A 15,187-nucleotide genomic window follows, 5' to 3' on the forward strand; every position below is an offset into this window, starting at 1 on the left:
GGATCACCCGTGCGGGGCGTTAGGGTGAGCGCTGCCGGTCCCCCCACGTTCGGCGGCGATACCGCCTGCCCGCCCGTACCGATCGTGGAGTTCCGCCTTGGCCATAGCCACCGTGTCCCGTCCCGCCTTCCGCCGGCGCCTCGCCGCCGCGTGCGGGCTCGCCCTCGCGACCGCGCTGACCCTCACCGGGTGCACGGGGGACGACAAGTCGTCGACGCGCCCGTCCGCCACGGCATCGGCGTCCGCGTCGGCGTCTGCCTCGACGTCACCGTCGCCGTCGCCGAGTCCCACGGAGAGCGCGACACACGCCCCCACGCCGTCCCCCGAGCCGTCGACCCACGCGCCGAAGGCGCCGCCCAAGACGCGCGGGCCGCAGACCGAGCCACCGGCACCCGGCGCGGAGCGCCCGGCGGGCGCGAACGGGTCGTCGGCGTCGAAGTCGTCCTGTGAGATCCGCTCCAACGCCGGGAACTGCTACAAGGCGGGCCAGTACTGCCGCGACGGCGACGTGGGTGCCAACACCCACGCCGCCAATGGCCGCCTCATCACCTGTGGTGGCGACGGCGGCCGCCCGCGCTGGCACTACTGAGTTCTTCCGCGACTTACGCGACTTACGTGACTTACGCGGGATACCAGGCGCCGTTGTACCACTGCTCGTTGGCGCTGTCGTTGTGGTGATCCATGTTGAAGTCTTCGGGGTAGTTGTCGACGTGGTTCTTCGGGTAGGTCCAAATGCCGGCGGACTCGTCGCAGACGTAGTCCCAGTGGCAGATCGTCTTGACCGGAACGTTCCCGAAGAACTTGTCGGCGCCGGCGAGCGGAGCACCGATGATGCCGCCGAACGGCACGGCCCCGCCGTTGGCGCCGGGAGGGCCCTGACGCTTGGGGTCGGCGATGAGAATGGCGTTGACGTTGTCGAACGTCTGCCAGTTCTCGGTGACCCAGATGTGCACCACCGCGGCGCCCAAGGAGTACCCGGCCATCTTGACGTGCTGGGACGGGCACGCGGCACGCTGGTCGCGGACCAGCCGGTTCAGCTCATTGACGCCCGCCCGGGCGCTGGCGCCGTTGGGGATCGTGGTGGGGTACCCGACGTGCTGCTGGATGTTGCCGTAGAAGCGGTCGTTGTTCCACGAGCTGCCCGTGCCCCCGACAACGATCGTGTAGGTGCCCTCGCACGGAGCCGTCGCTTGCGCTGCGGACGCCTGCCCCATCGAAGAAAGCCCGGCTGTCAGCAGAAAAGCGGCCAATACGGCCGCGATCCTTCTTGTTCGCATTCGATTCTCCCCACGGAGTCGGTTCACGCCTCTGCCTGCCGTGGGCATTTCACGGCAGGCCAAGGTCAACCGGACGACAGTGGCAGCGGTCGATGAAATTCCGCTGAAACGGGTGGGGTTTGACCGGACCGGACCGGACTTGCGCCGGTACCCGGGCGGAGGACCGGGGTGGCCGCCGCCCGCGGCCCCCGGCCGCGGGCAGGCCGGTACCTCGGGTGGCCCGTACAGCCACGCGGGCCGGGCGCGCCGGCCAGGGACGTGCCCGGTCCCGCCTCGCACCGGGGGCGTCCGGTCCGGTTCCCCCTGCCGGGGCGGCCGGGGGCGGACGGGGGCCGGGGCGGACGGTGCCCTGCGGGGCGTGCCCGGACGGCGTCCCGCCGGGGCGGCGTGCGGGGGCCGGCCATCGACTTCCGGCCCCGGCACGCGCCCGGGGGGCCGAGCGGGGACGACATCCCGTCCGGGCTGTGACCAGCATGCCGTCGCGGGACCGCGGCGCGCAGGGGCCGAACGGGCCCCTCCCGGGGACACCCGGGCCTTGCCGTCCCCCCGGGCCCGGCGCACGGTGGAAGGAGCGAGGGCCCGACGCGGAGGTGAACACGATGACGGTCCCGGAACCGCAGGACCCGCGATCCCCCGGGCCCGGGACGGCCGTGGCGGAAACCACCGCCTGGGTCGTCGACCACACCGCGCCCGCCGCCGAGCGGCCACTGCGCCGGGAGCGCCGGCCGCTGGCGGAACCCGGCCCGTACGACCTGCTGATCAAGGTGCGGGCGTGCGGGGTGTGCCGTACCGATCTGCATCTGGCGGAGGGCGATCTACCGCCACGCGCGCCCCGCCGTACGCCCGGCCACGAGATCGTCGGCCGGGTGCTGGTCGCCGGGCCGGCCGCGGAGGGCTTCGCCCCCGGAGACCGCGTCGGCGCCGCCTGGCTGGCGGGCACGTGCGGGACGTGCCGTTACTGCACCGGCGGCCGGGAGAACCTCTGCCCGGACTCCCGCTACACGGGCTGGGACATGCACGGCGGGTACGCCGAGCACGTGGTCACGGACTCCCGGTTCACCTACCGGCTGCCGGAGGGCCCGCCGGACGAGGAGCTCGCGCCGCTGCTCTGCGCGGGCATCATCGGCTATCGCGCGCTGCGGCGGGCCGAGCTGCCGCCCGGCGGCGCGCTCGGCATCTACGGTTTCGGCGCGTCCGCCCATCTGACCGCGCAGCTGGCGATCGCCCAGGGCGCGTCCGTGCACGTCCTCACGCGTGCCGAGCCGGCTCGTCGGCTGGCGCTGGAGCTGGGCGCGGCGTCGGCGGGCGGCACGTACGACGATCCGCCCGTGCCGCTCGACGCGGCGATCCTCTTCGCTCCCGTCGGGGATCTGGTGCCGGTGGCGCTGGCGGCCCTCGACCGGGGCGGGACGCTGGCCGTGGCCGGAATCCATCTCACCGACATCCCGGTGCTCGGCTATCAGCGGCACCTCTTCCAGGAGCGGACCCTGCGCAGCGTCACCGCCAATACGCGGGCCGACGGGCGCGCGTATCTGTCGGAGGTCGCCCGGCACCGGCCGGTGGTGCGTGTACAGCCGTATCCGATGAGCCGTGCCGACGAGGCGCTCGCGGACCTGGCGGGAGACCGGGTCACGGGCGTGGCGGTGCTGATCGCGGAGGAATGAGCCGTGGCCGGATCGGGGCCGTTCGGCCCATGGCGGTCCGACAAATGTTGGATCATGATCCAAACAGGACGACATGCCGACGAAGCGATGAGGAGCCGGAGCGGTGGAGCAGCAGTCAGCGCGAGCGGGGGCGTTCTCCGCGGAGCGGCCGATCCGGGTGTTCCTCCTGGACGATCACGAGGTCGTACGGCGGGGCGTCCACGATCTGCTCGACGGCGAGGACGACATCTCGGTCGTCGGCGAGGCCGGCAGCATCGCCCAGGCGCTCACGCGGGGGCCGGCGCTCCGGCCCGACGTGGCGGTGCTGGACGTCCGGCTGCCCGACGGCGACGGCATCACGGTCTGCCGCGAGCTGCGGTCCCGGATGCCGGGGCTGGCCTGTCTGATGCTCACCTCGTTCGACGACGACGACGCGCTGCTGGACGCGATCATGGCAGGGGCCTCCGGCTATGTCCTGAAGCAGATCAAGGGCTCCGACCTGGTGGCCGCCATCCGCACGGTCGCCTCCGGCCAGTCGATGCTGGACCCGGCGACGACCACGCGTCTGATGAACAGCCTGCGCGGCGAGGACGAGCGGCCCGAGCCGGAGGACGAGCGGCTGGCCGGGCTGTCGCCGCGCGAGCGGGAGATCCTCGGCCTCATCGGGGACGGCATGACGAATCGTCAGATCGCGGAGCGGCTCTACCTGTCCGAGAAGACGGTCAAGAACCACATCTCGCGGATGCTCGCCAAGCTCGGCGTGGAGCGCCGGATCCAGGCGGCCGTGCTCGCGTCGAACGTCGCCCGGCCGTCCTGAGCCCCCGCCCCGCGGCCGCGGTCTTCCCGAGGCCGGCCTGGGTCAGGGGCCGTCCGGCGAACGGTCCGGCAGCGGGATGCTCCACGTCAGGGTCGTCCCGCCGCCCGGTGGCGCTGTGAGCAGCAGCCGGCCGCCGTGGCGGTCGGCCCGCTCACCGAGGTTGCGCAGGCCGCTGCGACGGCCGCCCTCGCCCTCCGGCATCCCGGCACCGTTGTCGGTGACGGTCAGTGTCAGCCGGCGGCCGTCGTTGACGACGGCGACGTCCACCGACCGGGCACGCGCGTGGCGGGCCACATTGGCCAGGGCCTCCCCCAGGACGGCGGCGACGTCCTCGGTGACCTCGCGCGGCACCTGGGTGTCCAGCAGCCCCTCCATCCGCAGACTCGGGGCGAAGCCGAGGAGCGCGCCGCCCTCGCCGACGGTCTGGACGACCCGGGTGCGAAGCCCGTGTTGCGGGGCGGTCTCCCGGGACCGCAGGCCGAAGATCGTGGACCTGATGATCTTGATGGTCTCGTCGAGGTCGTCGACCGCCCGCTGGACGCGCTCGGCGGCCTCGGGGTGGTCGATGAAGCGGTCGGCGCTCTGGAGCGTCATCCCGGTGGCGAAGAGCCGCTGGATGGCCAGGTCGTGGAGGTCGCGGGCGATGCGGTCGCGGTCCTCCAGCACGGCGATCTGCGCGGCGTCCGCGCGGCGTTCGGAGAGCTCCATGGCCACGGCGGCCTGCCCGGCGAAGGCGAGGAGGGGGTCCGTCTCCTCCCGGGTGAACGGCGCGCGCCCCTTGGCCCGGGCCAGCAGCAGCACGCCGCGCACCGCGTCACCCGAGGTGAGCGGCACGGCCACGGCGGGACCGGTGGCGCGGCAGGGCCCGGCGGAGTTCGCCGGGTCAGCGGCGAGGCCCGCGCTGAGGACCGGCCGGCCCGAGACGTACGCGCTCCCGGCGAGGGTGCCGTCGGCCGGCAGCACCGTGCCGCGCAGTTCCTCGGCCCCCTCCCCCAGGACGGCCTCGACGGTCAGCGCGGGCTCCCCCTCCGGCAGCGGCAGGGAGACGGTGACCAGGTCGGCGCAGGTGATCTCCTTCGCCCGCTCGGCGATCAGGCCGATGACGTCGGCCGGCCGGCTGCCGGACATCAGACGGTTCGTCACCTCGGCGCCCGCCCGCAGCCAGCGCTCACGGCGGGTGGACTCCTCGTACAGCCGGGCGTTGTCGATGGCGACGCCCGCGGCCACGGCGAGCGTGGAGAGCACCTCCTCGTCCTCGTCCTCGAAGTCCGCGCCGCCCCGTTTCTCGGCCAGGTAGAGATTGCCGAAGACCTGCTCGCGCACCCGGATGGGCACGCCCATGAAGCTGCCCATCGGCGGGTGTTCCGCCGGGAAGCCGTACGAGGCCGGGTGCGCGGAGATCCGCGACAGCCGCAGCGGTTCGGGGTGGCGGATGAGCTCGCCCAGGATGCCGTGGCCCGACGGGTACGGCCCGATGGCCCGGATGTGCTCCTCCGACAGCCCGACGGTGAGGAACTGCGACAGGGTGCGCCCGTCCGGCCCGATGACGCCCAGCGCGCCGTACCGGGCGTCCACGAGCACCACCGCGGCCTCGACGATCCGGCGCAGCACATGCTCCAGGTCCAGCTCGCGCCCGACCGACATCACGGCCTCCAGGAGGCTGTGCACCCGGTCCCGGGTGCCCCGCGCGGCGTCGATCCGGGCCTGGAGCTCCTCCAGCAGCTCGTCCAGTCTGAGTTGCGGTAAGCGCACCACCGTTCCGTGCCTCCTCGTAGGCGCGTCCGAACCTTCACGGACGGACGACCCGCCCACCCGGAGACCACCGTATCCGCCGGCCGGGGCGCCGGAGGAGCCGGGTCCGGGCCATGTCGGGGCCCGGCCCGGGCGTCGGCTCAGGTGCCGGGCTTGCGCCCGTAGACGTAGACGTCGTCGCCGTTCTTCAGCATCGACCAGTACGTTCTGGCGTCCCCGCGCCGCATGTTGACGCAGCCGTGGGAGCCGGGCGCCGACCAGACGTTGCCGTCGATGGAGTGGAACGCCTGCCCGCCGTCGAAGAACTGGCTGTACGGCATCCGCACCTTGTAGATCGTCGACCAGTGGTCGACGCTGCGCCAGTAGATCCGCTTGAGCCCGGTCCGGGTCTCGTACCCGTCCCGGCCGGACCGTATCGGCACCGGCCCGAACGCCAGCCGCGAGCCGTCCTGTATCCAGCTCAGCTGGCGGGTGAGGTCGACGCAGGCGATCCGTCCCTTGTTCACCGGGCATGTGCGCTCGGCGTTGGGATTGTTCCCAGCGGCGCGCTGCTTGGCGACGAGGTCCATCACGCCCCAGGTGACGGGCCCGGCGTAGCCGACGGCGGGGCTGATGGCGTGGTCGAGCTGGAAGTCCCGGATCGCCCGGCAGTCGGCGGCCGACTGCCGCCCGTCGACGGGCCGCCCCAGGAACCGCTCGGCCTGCTTCTGGTACGGCCCGGCCCCGGCGGTGCAGGAGGCCGTGGCCGCCTGCGCGCCGCCCGTCCCCGCCGCCACGGAGAGCGGCGCGGCCAGCACGGCCGCGCCGAGGAGAACACCGAGTCGTCTGCGGGCGCGTACGTTCGCTCTGCTCGCTGTTGCGGTTGTCATGCCCGTATGACACGTGGGGAAGCCGCTTGGTTGCGCTTCGGATCGGTCGGCGCGGTGCCGCCTGCGGGGGGTGCCAGAATCCGCCCTTCTGACGACCGTCCCACGACCAGCTCCTCCCGTTAGCTGGAGATGTCAGCTACTCCGGCGAAGGGAAAATCTCATGAGGAACATCTCCCTCAAGGCGGCCATGGCCGGCGCGATGGCCGTCGTCGCTCTGGGCTGCTCCGGCTCGACCGCCAACGCCGTTCAGGCCGGCCCCACCACGGCCGACGCCGCCTCCGCGAAGTCCGTCCACCTCGCCGGCTCATTGATCAAGAACGACAAGAGCGGCAAGTGCCTGGAGGTGGAGGGCTCCAGCTCCGCGAACGGCGCCCGCGTCCAGCAGTGGGACTGCAAGGGGCAGGCCGGTGCCAACTGGGGCTCCAGAGCAGTGGGAGGCGGCTACATCCAGATCATCAACCTCAACAGCGGCAAGTGCCTGGAGATCGCGGACTCCCGTAAGGAGAATGGCGCTCCTGCCCAGCAGTGGTCCTGCGTCGACGGTGTCGCGACCCAGCAGTGGATCGCCTACGACACCGGCGTGATCGTGAACAGGAACAGCGGCAAAGTCCTGGAGATCGACAGCGGCAGCACCCGCAACGGCGCTCGGGCCCAGCAGTGGGAATTCGCCAATGTGAAGCAGCAGATCTGGACCTATTAAACGGCACATTGAGCGGCGAACGACCGAGGGGGCGGCATCAGTTGCTGATGCCGCCCCCTCGCTCAATTGGGCCACACATCGACCTCGTACGGGCGTGAAGACCCCCGTACTCCACAACACCGTCCTCGGTCCGGCCGCATGACTCCAGTGAAGTCGGTCAGCCGGTCGGGGACGGGTCGGCCTCCGGGCGGATCCGGGTGGACAGCCGGGTCAGCAGCGCCGCCGCCGACGGGTTGCGCACCACGAAGTGAACATCCCATTCCGCGCCTCGTGCCAGCTCGGCCTCCACCGCCGCCCACAGCGCGCTGATGCTGGTCCTGTAGGGCAACCCGCCCCGGCCGGCGCCGAGCAGGGTGAAGCACACCGAGCGCAGTGGCGGGCCGAATTCGTGCCGTTCCTCCGCCAGGACCGCGAGTGCCCGGGTCGCGGCCCGGGTGATGTCGGCGGGCTGGACGTAGTAGTCGTTCGTGCCGCCCCGGGGGACGGCGACAGCGGCGTGATAGATGCGGCGTATTCCCTGGCCGGTCAGGGCGCCGGAGCCGGTGGCGGCCACCGTGCCGGGCGGCACGGAACGGCCCAGGGCGCCCTGTCGTGACACCCAGGCCCGGAGGTCGTCCTGGACCCGGTCCTCCAGGATGTCGCCGGCCACTCCACGGACGGCCCCGGCCCGGCGCAAGGATGCCGAGACCGACGACTTGTAGGGCTCGGGCAAGGCGAAGAAGACGTTGGTCGGCGCCACCACGACATCGACGTCCCGCAGCAGGTCGACCGGGTGGAGGTGCACGGTCATGGGAACGGTCCGGCCGCGGACGGCGACGGGGACGACGCGATGCGTGGTGCCGATGTCCCACCGGTCCGCAGCGGCCTCCTCCCCGAGGTGGTCTATGGCCTCGACGACCTGGCCGAGCAGCATCAGCTCCTGATCCTTGCGGAATCGCTCGATGCTCACTCCGTAGATCTCGGCCGCGCGTCTTCGCCGGTCGGCGCCCGGCCAGTCGCGTGTCCCCTGGGCCAGACCCAGCGTGTATTCGGCCGCCGTACGCAGAGTCCCTTCGTCGAGCCGGCATACGGCGGTCCGGAGCAGTTCTTCGACGGAACCGTTCGACGTCCGCGCGACCGCTGTCCGTTGCAGCACCGGAACCCGCAGTGCGCGCAGCTTTACGAGCCCCGCTCTCCTGATGTCCTTTAATTCTCCCAGCATTGACGTGTAGTCCGCATCATTTGTCGGCACGTCAGGCACCATGGCACCGTGCGCCGCGGGCGGACAAGTCGCGGAGAAGCCAGCGTGGGACCGTGGATCAGCGCCACGGATCGACGACGGCCGCGCGCAGCGGTGCCAGGATCCGGTTCACGGCGGCCACACCGGCAGGGGATCCGAGGTCCTGGAATTCCGCCACGGTCGTCACGGTCAACGGCTCCTTTCCGCACCGGTCCTGGAAGAGCACGGAGGCCAGGCGGGGCCGGTGTCTCCGAGACTGCCAGACCAGGCCGGCGGCGTCGGGCTCCTGCGCGCGCATCTCGCTCGCCCACCGTCGCGTCTTCGCGTACCCGTCGCCCTCGGTCTCCAGTAGCCAGGAGTCCTGGCAGACGGCCGCGAGGTCTTCTTCACTGATCAGCGAGATGAGTTTCCGGTCGAACCGCGTTCGCAGCACGCTCAGCGCTTTGTTGGCGACCGCGGCGTACGGGATGAGACGCATGCCCGAATCGGTGTCGAAATCGAGTGAGCGCAGCAGCGTCTCGGCCAGCGCGGTGGCCGGATCGCTGGCCAGATAGAGGTAGGGGTACGGGTCGTAGGAAGTGCCGTCGAAGCGGTTGCCGCCGAAGTGGGCGTCGACGGACACGGGGTTGAACTGCGCCGCCGACCTGGCCCTGTTGTGCACGCGCCACCATTCCGTCCCCGCGGGAAGCAGATACGGGTTGGGGCGCATCGCGTACAAGGCGGGTGAGACGTTGCCCGTCATCAGTCCCCCTCCACCAGGGCCCGGGCCACTCCCGTCAGCGCCTCGTCCGGAAGCATCCCGAGGAACGAGACGGGTGGCCCGCCCAGCCAGGTGTTGCCGCTGAGCCACCAGTCAGCGGCGCCCCAGGGGTCGACATGCGCCATGAGCAGCCGGTTGACCCGGCGTACCACGGGGATCGGTGGTCCGCCGGAACCCATGGCGAACTGAAAGGCCGGATACCGATCGCCTCGCAGCGGGTCGTCGAGCCGGATCAGCTCGGGGGGAGGTCCGCCCGCGCACCGGTCCCGCGCCTCGTCGGCGGAGAGCGAGGGTGCCGTCAGCAAGCGGCGCTGTACCTCGGCGACGATGGCGTCGGTGCCGGGCTCGGGTTCCGGAATGCTGGTCGGTTTCACAGGGCCCTCTCCCTCTCCGCCCCTCTCGACGGCTCGCATGCCGGCGCTCGCCGACGGCCTGGTCATCAGCGCGCTCGTGGCGGGCACCGGCCCCCTCGGCACCTGGGAGGGGGGAACCAGCAGGGCGTTGAGTGCCTGCCACAACGGATGGCCGCCGGGAAGCGTCCACAGGATGTGCCGGATGTCGTGAACGGATCTCAGCGCGACGGCGTGATCGTCCGCCACGTCGACGAGGCGCCGCGCGAGAACCAGAAGCGACCGGTACTGATCGTCGCCCAGATGATCTCGGAGGTCACCCGCGTCCTCCCAGATCACGGCGAGCAGTTTTTCCACGTGGTCCATCCGGTCTCCCTTCCGGGGCGAGGAATTGCACCGCACACTTCCTGGCAGACGAAAGAATCGCCTGAATAGTTTCTTCCACTTCCGCCCCCGGCCGAGTGGCCACGGCCGAATCACGCTGTCCGAATATCGTTGCCCGGCAACCAGGAAAATCGGCCCGCGTCACCGGGGGAAGTTGCTACCTTGCCAAGACGCCGCCTTCGCCCCGGAACAATGACACTGCGGGCGAGGATTTGGCGTCAATTCCACTGGAAGATACGGGGGAACTGATTCCGGTGAGAACCCCGCGAGTGAGCGAGAAGATCTCCAAGGCTGTCGCCCAGATACTCGACACGGACGGCGGCGTGGCGGGAACGGGGTTCGCGGTCGCCGCGGACACCGTCATCACCTGCGCGCATGTTGTCCATGCCGCCGGCCGCGGTCCCGGTGCCACGGTGTGGGTGGCCTTCCCGCACGCGAACGTCGCCGGACACGTCGAGGCCCACGTCCTGCCCGGCCCATGGCGGCCTCCCGGCGCGCAGGACATCGCCGTCCTGCGCCTCAAGAGCACTCCCCCGGGCATGGACGTGCTGTCCCTGGGGTCGGCGGAAGGCTGCCGGGGGCATCGGGTGCGGACCTTCGGGTTTCCGGCCCAGGCACCGCCCGGGGGCCACTTCGGGTACGCGGAGGCCGGCGATCTGCTGGCGAGCGGCGGCGGAGCCAGCACACTGCTGCAACTGACCGACGCGAACGACATCACCACAGGCTTCAGCGGCGGACCGGTGATCGACGAGATGACCGGACTGGTCATCGGCATGGTCACCTCCATCGCCGCCCCCGACCGGCACCTCAAAGGGCTCTCCCTGGCCTACGCCACACCCACACAGGTCCTGCGCGAGGCCTGGGACGAACTCGTCGAGCAGGAGGTGTGCCCGTACCGGGGGCTGGAACCGTTCACCGCCGAGCACGCCGAATGGTTCCACGGCCGGGACGCCGCGGTGCACAGCATGCTCGAGGCACTGGATACACAACGACCGCTCCTGCTGCTCCTGGGGCCGTCCGGCGCGGGGAAGTCGTCCCTCGTCCAGGCGGGGGTGCTGCCTGCCCTCGCCGCGGGCGTCCTGCCGGGGAGCGATCGCTGGCTGCCGTTGGTGGCACGGCCCGGCCAGGACCTCCTGGCCGAGCTGGAACACGCGGGTCTGCCCGGGGCCGCCACCGACGGAATCATGCCGTCGGTACGACGCCGCCTGGCCGCCGAACCGGGCTACGACCGCGTGCTCCTCATCATCGACCAGTTCGAGGAGGTCCTCGCCCAACCGGCCCCCGCGGACAGCCCGGTACCGGGCAGATGCGCGGCCGCCGCTCAGTCGCTCATGGCGCCCGGCACCCAGCTCGGCGTCATCCTGGTCATGCGGGACGACTTCTACCACCAACTGGCGGCCCTGGCGCCCGAACTGCTGACGGCCGCGGCCCCCGGGCTGCTCAACATTCCCGCCACGCTCACCGTCCCGGAGCTCCGGGCGATCATCACCCGACCCGCCCAGGCGGCGGGAGCGCGTTTCGAGGACGGGCTGCCGGAACGCATCATCACCGACGTCCTCGCCGCCAACCCCACTGGGCAGGCGTCCACCACCCTGCTGCCGCCCCTGGAGCTGGCGCTGAGCCAGTTATGGGAGCGGCGCTCCGACGGCCGGCTCACCCACCAGGCGTACCAGCAGCTCGGCGCGATCTCCGGCAACCTCGCGACCTGGTGCAATACCGCCCTGCATCAGCTGCCGGCCGATCACCGCCCCGTCGCCAGGCGCATCCTCACTGCGTTGGTACGCCCCGCCGACGAGAGCCACGCCATTCCCGCGACACGCCAGCAGGTGCCCCTCACCCGCCTGCGCGCGCTGGCCACCGAGGCCACATACCCCCAGCACGGTCACGTCTTCGACAAAGTCCTCGCGGCCCTGACCCGCTACCGCATCGTCACCACGCGCACCGCCACCAAGCGCGGCGGAATGCCGGGCGAGCCCACGGCCGAGCTCATCCATGACGCGCTCATCCGCGACTGGGGCGACCTTCGTGACTGGGTGGCCCAGGACCACCGCTTCCAGGTCTGGCTGCACCGTACGGCCGAACAGCACGCACGCCACGCCGGCAGTGGTCTCCCCGGGGACCTGCTGCACGGAACCGCCCTCGCCGAAGGCGCCGACTGGGCACGCCAGCGCCCCCTCCCCACGGAGATCGCCGAATTCCTGTCCGCCAGCCAGGAGCGTCGGCAGGCCACGGTCCGTCGTGGTCTGCTCGTCAATACCGTCCTGGCCGTTCTGCTCGCCCTCGCCCTGATCGCCACGGGAATGGCCTTCTGGGAGACGCGGAGGGCCGTCGACGCCCGGCAGAAGATCCTCGCCGAGCAGCAGAAGACCCGGTCCCGGCAGCTCGCCACCCAGTCCGGTGCCCTGATCGACACCCAGCCCGACCTCGCCTCGCTCCTGGCCGTCCAGGCCTACCGGACCAGCCCGACCGACGAAGCCGTCGACGGCCTCTACCGGGCCGTCGCTCTTCCGCTCCGTCACCGCCTCACCGATCACACGGCCCGGGTGAACTCGGTGGCCTTCAGCCCTGATGGCAGGATCCTGGCCACCGGCAGCACAGACAGGACCGTACGGCTCTGGGACACGGCCACGGGGAAGGCCCGGAAAACCCTCAAGGGGCATACGGACATCGTGTCGTCGGTGGCTTTCGGTCCCGACGGCAGAACCCTCGCCACCGGCGGTGTCGACGGGGCCGTGCAATTGTGGGATGTGACGAGTGGCAGGCTCCGGAGGTCTCTCGTCGGCACCGGCAGCGCCGTGGAATCCGTGGCGTTCAGCCGTGACGGCACCACGCTCGCCACGGGCAGCAGGGACGGCGTGGCTCGATTATGGGATGTGCCGAGCGCCAAGGTCCGGAGCGGCTTCATCGGCCACACCGATACCGTACGGTCGGTGGCGTTCAGCCCCGACGGCAGGACGCTCGCCACGGGCAGTGCCGACAGGACGGTACGGCTCTGGAACACGGCCAGCGGAGAAGTCCAGAGGAGCCTCGATCCGGTCCACGCGGTGAGGTCGGTGGCATTCAGCCCGGACGGCAGGACGCTCGTCACCGGCGAGGGTGATGGCATCGCGCGATTGTGGGACACGAGCAGCGGCGAATCCCAGGCGACCATCACCACCAACACCGGTCACGTACGGTCCGTGGCGTTCAGCCCGGACGGCAGAACGCTCGCCATCGGCGGCAGCGACGAGACCGTACGGCTCTGGGACATTCCCGGGCGGGGCTTCACCGGCGCCCTGACGGGCCATCACGGCATGGTGCTGTCCGTGGCCTTCGGCCCCGACGGAAAGACCCTCGCCACCAGTAGCGCCGACAAGAGCGTACGGCTCTGGAACGTCGCCGGCGGGGGCGCCCGCAGCACCCTCACGGGCCCCATGGGAACCGTGAGCACGGTGGCCTTCAGCCCCGACGGCAAGAGTCTCGCCATGGGCAGTGAGGACAAGACCGTACGGCTCTGGGACCTGACCGGCGGCACACCGCGCCATGCCCTCACCGTGCGTACGGATCCCGTGAGTTCATTGGCGTTCAGCCCGGACGGCAGAACCCTCGCCACCGCCGGTGGCGGCAGAATCGTACGGCTCTGGGATCCGTCCAGCGGCGACCCCCGCGGCACCTACACCGACCCCGGCAGCGACGTCCAATCGGTGGCGTTCAGCCCCGACGGCAGGACCCTGGCCGCCGGAAACGCCGACGGGATCGTCCGATTGTGGGACGTGCCCGGCGCGGAGATGAAGGAAAGCCTCCCCGGCCATACCGGCAAAGTACTGTCGCTGGCCTTCAGCCCCGACGGCAGGACCCTCGCCTCCGGTGGCCGGGACAGGACGGTATGGCTATGGGATCCGGCCGGGGGCAGAGCCCGGAACTACCTCACCGGCCACACCGGCCAGGTGAATTCGGTGGCGTTCAGCCCGGACGGCAGGACCCTCGCCACGGGCAGCGCCGACAAGACCGTACGGCTCTGGGACGTGGCCAAGGAAATCCCCCGCGACACCCTGACCGAGCAGGCGGATTCCGTCGAGTCGGTCGCGTTCGGCCCGGACGGCAGGACCCTTGCCACCAGCGGCGACGACAGGACCGTGCGGTTGAGGAACGTCACCGGCGGTGAGACCCGCAACACCCTCACCGGCCACACCGGCAATGTGCGGTCGGTGGCGTTCAGCCCCGACAGCGGGACTCTCGCCACCGGAGGCGACGACAAGACCGTACGGCTCTGGACCGTGGGGGTTCCCGGCGCGGAGGATGCTGCGAAGACGCTCTGCCGGGCCCTCCACCGTGATTTCACCGACAGTGAGCGATCCTCGTACCTGCGCGACCTGTCGTCCGCTCCCGTATGCCCGGATTCCTAGCGGCACCCCGCCCTCCCGGAACCCGGCGGTTTCGGGAGGGCGGGGCAGGGATACCCGGCCGTGATGACCGAGTACGGGTACTTCCTCTCCTGCGAGGAGCACTCCCCCGGAGACCTGGTCGAGCAGGCCCGGATGGCGGAGCAGGCGGGTTTCACCTCGCTGTGGATCTCCGACCACTTCCACCCCTGGACCGACGAGCAGGGGCACAGCCCGCTGGTGTGGGCGGTCATCGGCGCGGTGTCCGAGGCCACGTCGCTGCCGGTGGAGACCGCCGTGACCTGCCCGACGATGCGGCTGAACCCCGTGGTGACGGGGCAGGCGGCGGCCACGAGCTCGGTGCTGCTCCAGGGGCGCTTCCGGCTCGGGGTGGGCAGCGGCGAGGCGCTCAACGAGCACATCCTGGGCGATCCGTGGCCGCCGGCGGCGGTGCGGCTGGAGATGCTGGAGGAGGCCGTTCAAGTGATGCGGCTGCTGTTCGAGGGCGGCCAGGTCAACCACCACGGCAAGCACTACACGGTCGAGAACGCCCGCCTGTACACCCTGCCCGAGGAGCCGGTGCCCATCGACGTGTCGGCGTTCGGGCCGGCGGCCACGGAGGTGGCCGGGCGCATCGGCGACGGGCTGGTGACGATGGTCCCGGACCCGGACGCGGTGGCCCGCTTCCGGCGCGCGGGCGGCGGCCAGAAGCCGGTGCAGGGCGGGGTGAAGGTGTGCTGGGGCCCGGACCGGGAGGCGGCGCTGGACACCGCGCACCGGCTGTGGGCCGTGGAGCAGCTGCCGGGCGAGCTCAACCAGGTGCTGCCCACACCCGCGCATTTCGCGCAGGCCGCCGAGCTGGTGACGCGTGAACGGGTGGCCGCTGCGGTGACCTGCGGCGACGACGTCGACGCCCATGTGGGGGCGCTGCGCGCGTACGCCGACGCCGGGTTCGACCGCGTGCACGTCTCCCAGATCGGTCCCCTTCAGCGGGGCTTCTTCGACTTCTACCGGACGAAGGTGCTGCCCCGGCTCGCGGAGTGAGCGGAGTGACG

Annotated in this window: 12 protein-coding genes; 6 read left to right on the top strand and 6 right to left on the bottom strand. The window is 71.4% G+C overall.

The window, feature by feature from the left end:
• The first annotated feature begins 97 nt into the window (after positions 1-97).
• Entirely contained in the window at positions 98-589 is a 492-nt protein-coding gene (locus tag RM609_RS02065; RefSeq protein ID WP_311607365.1) for a hypothetical protein, read from the top strand.
• Positions 590-620: 31 nt separating this feature from the next.
• Here the strand turns inward: RM609_RS02065 and RM609_RS02070 are convergent, their stop codons facing one another.
• Positions 621-1,277: a cutinase family protein gene (locus RM609_RS02070; RefSeq protein WP_311607366.1), complete on the bottom strand. Its 657-nt coding sequence runs from the start codon at positions 1,275-1,277 to the stop codon at positions 621-623.
• Positions 1,278-1,876: 599 nt separating this feature from the next.
• Between RM609_RS02070 and RM609_RS02075 the strand changes: the two genes are divergently transcribed.
• Complete coding sequence (locus tag RM609_RS02075) at positions 1,877-2,941, top strand: zinc-dependent alcohol dehydrogenase family protein (RefSeq protein WP_311607368.1); 1,065 nt, start codon at positions 1,877-1,879, stop codon at positions 2,939-2,941.
• Positions 2,942-3,044: 103 nt separating this feature from the next.
• Complete coding sequence (locus tag RM609_RS02080) at positions 3,045-3,737, top strand: response regulator (RefSeq protein ID WP_311607369.1); 693 nt, start codon at positions 3,045-3,047, stop codon at positions 3,735-3,737.
• Positions 3,738-3,779: 42 nt separating this feature from the next.
• Here the strand turns inward: RM609_RS02080 and RM609_RS02085 are convergent, their stop codons facing one another.
• Both RM609_RS02085 and RM609_RS02090 read right to left on the bottom strand, forming a co-directional pair.
• On the bottom strand, positions 3,780-5,492 hold the full coding sequence (locus tag RM609_RS02085) for a GAF domain-containing sensor histidine kinase (RefSeq protein WP_438828364.1): 1,713 nt from the start codon (positions 5,490-5,492) through the stop codon (positions 3,780-3,782).
• A 137-nt stretch (positions 5,493-5,629) separates the two neighbouring features.
• The gene (locus RM609_RS02090) at positions 5,630-6,358 is read right to left on the bottom strand and encodes a L,D-transpeptidase (protein WP_311607371.1); all 729 of its coding nucleotides are present in this window, start codon (positions 6,356-6,358) and stop codon (positions 5,630-5,632) included.
• A 160-nt stretch (positions 6,359-6,518) separates the two neighbouring features.
• Between RM609_RS02090 and RM609_RS02095 the strand changes: the two genes are divergently transcribed.
• Positions 6,519-7,058: an RICIN domain-containing protein gene (locus RM609_RS02095; RefSeq protein WP_311607372.1), complete on the top strand. Its 540-nt coding sequence runs from the start codon at positions 6,519-6,521 to the stop codon at positions 7,056-7,058.
• Positions 7,059-7,215: 157 nt separating this feature from the next.
• On the opposite strand, the gene RM609_RS02100 is transcribed toward RM609_RS02095, so the two are convergent.
• From RM609_RS02100 to RM609_RS02110, 3 genes are read right to left on the bottom strand one after another with little or no spacing between them, the layout of a single operon-like run.
• A complete protein-coding gene (locus RM609_RS02100) occupies positions 7,216-8,301 on the bottom strand; it encodes a macro domain-containing protein (protein ID WP_438828365.1) in 1,086 nt (361 codons plus the stop codon).
• A 55-nt stretch (positions 8,302-8,356) separates the two neighbouring features.
• Entirely contained in the window at positions 8,357-9,019 is a 663-nt protein-coding gene (locus RM609_RS02105; RefSeq protein WP_311607374.1) for an RES family NAD+ phosphorylase, read from the bottom strand.
• Positions 9,019-9,753, bottom strand: a complete 735-nt coding sequence (locus RM609_RS02110; RefSeq protein WP_311607375.1) for a hypothetical protein — start codon at positions 9,751-9,753, stop codon at positions 9,019-9,021. Before RM609_RS02110 ends, RM609_RS02105 begins: the two co-directional genes overlap by 1 nt.
• A gap of 287 nt (positions 9,754-10,040) precedes the next feature.
• Here RM609_RS02110 and RM609_RS02115 point away from each other — a divergent pair, with 287 nt between their 5' ends.
• Positions 10,041-14,156 (top strand): nSTAND1 domain-containing NTPase, encoded by a 4,116-nt coding sequence (locus RM609_RS02115; protein ID WP_311607376.1) that lies wholly within the window; start codon positions 10,041-10,043, stop codon positions 14,154-14,156.
• A gap of 63 nt (positions 14,157-14,219) precedes the next feature.
• Positions 14,220-15,176 (top strand): LLM class F420-dependent oxidoreductase, encoded by a 957-nt coding sequence (locus RM609_RS02120; RefSeq protein WP_311607377.1) that lies wholly within the window; start codon positions 14,220-14,222, stop codon positions 15,174-15,176.
• Positions 15,177-15,187: the final 11 nt, after the last annotated feature.

The organism is Streptomyces hesseae, from assembly GCF_031845785.1.
GTDB lineage: Bacteria > Actinomycetota > Actinomycetes > Streptomycetales > Streptomycetaceae > Streptomyces > Streptomyces hesseae.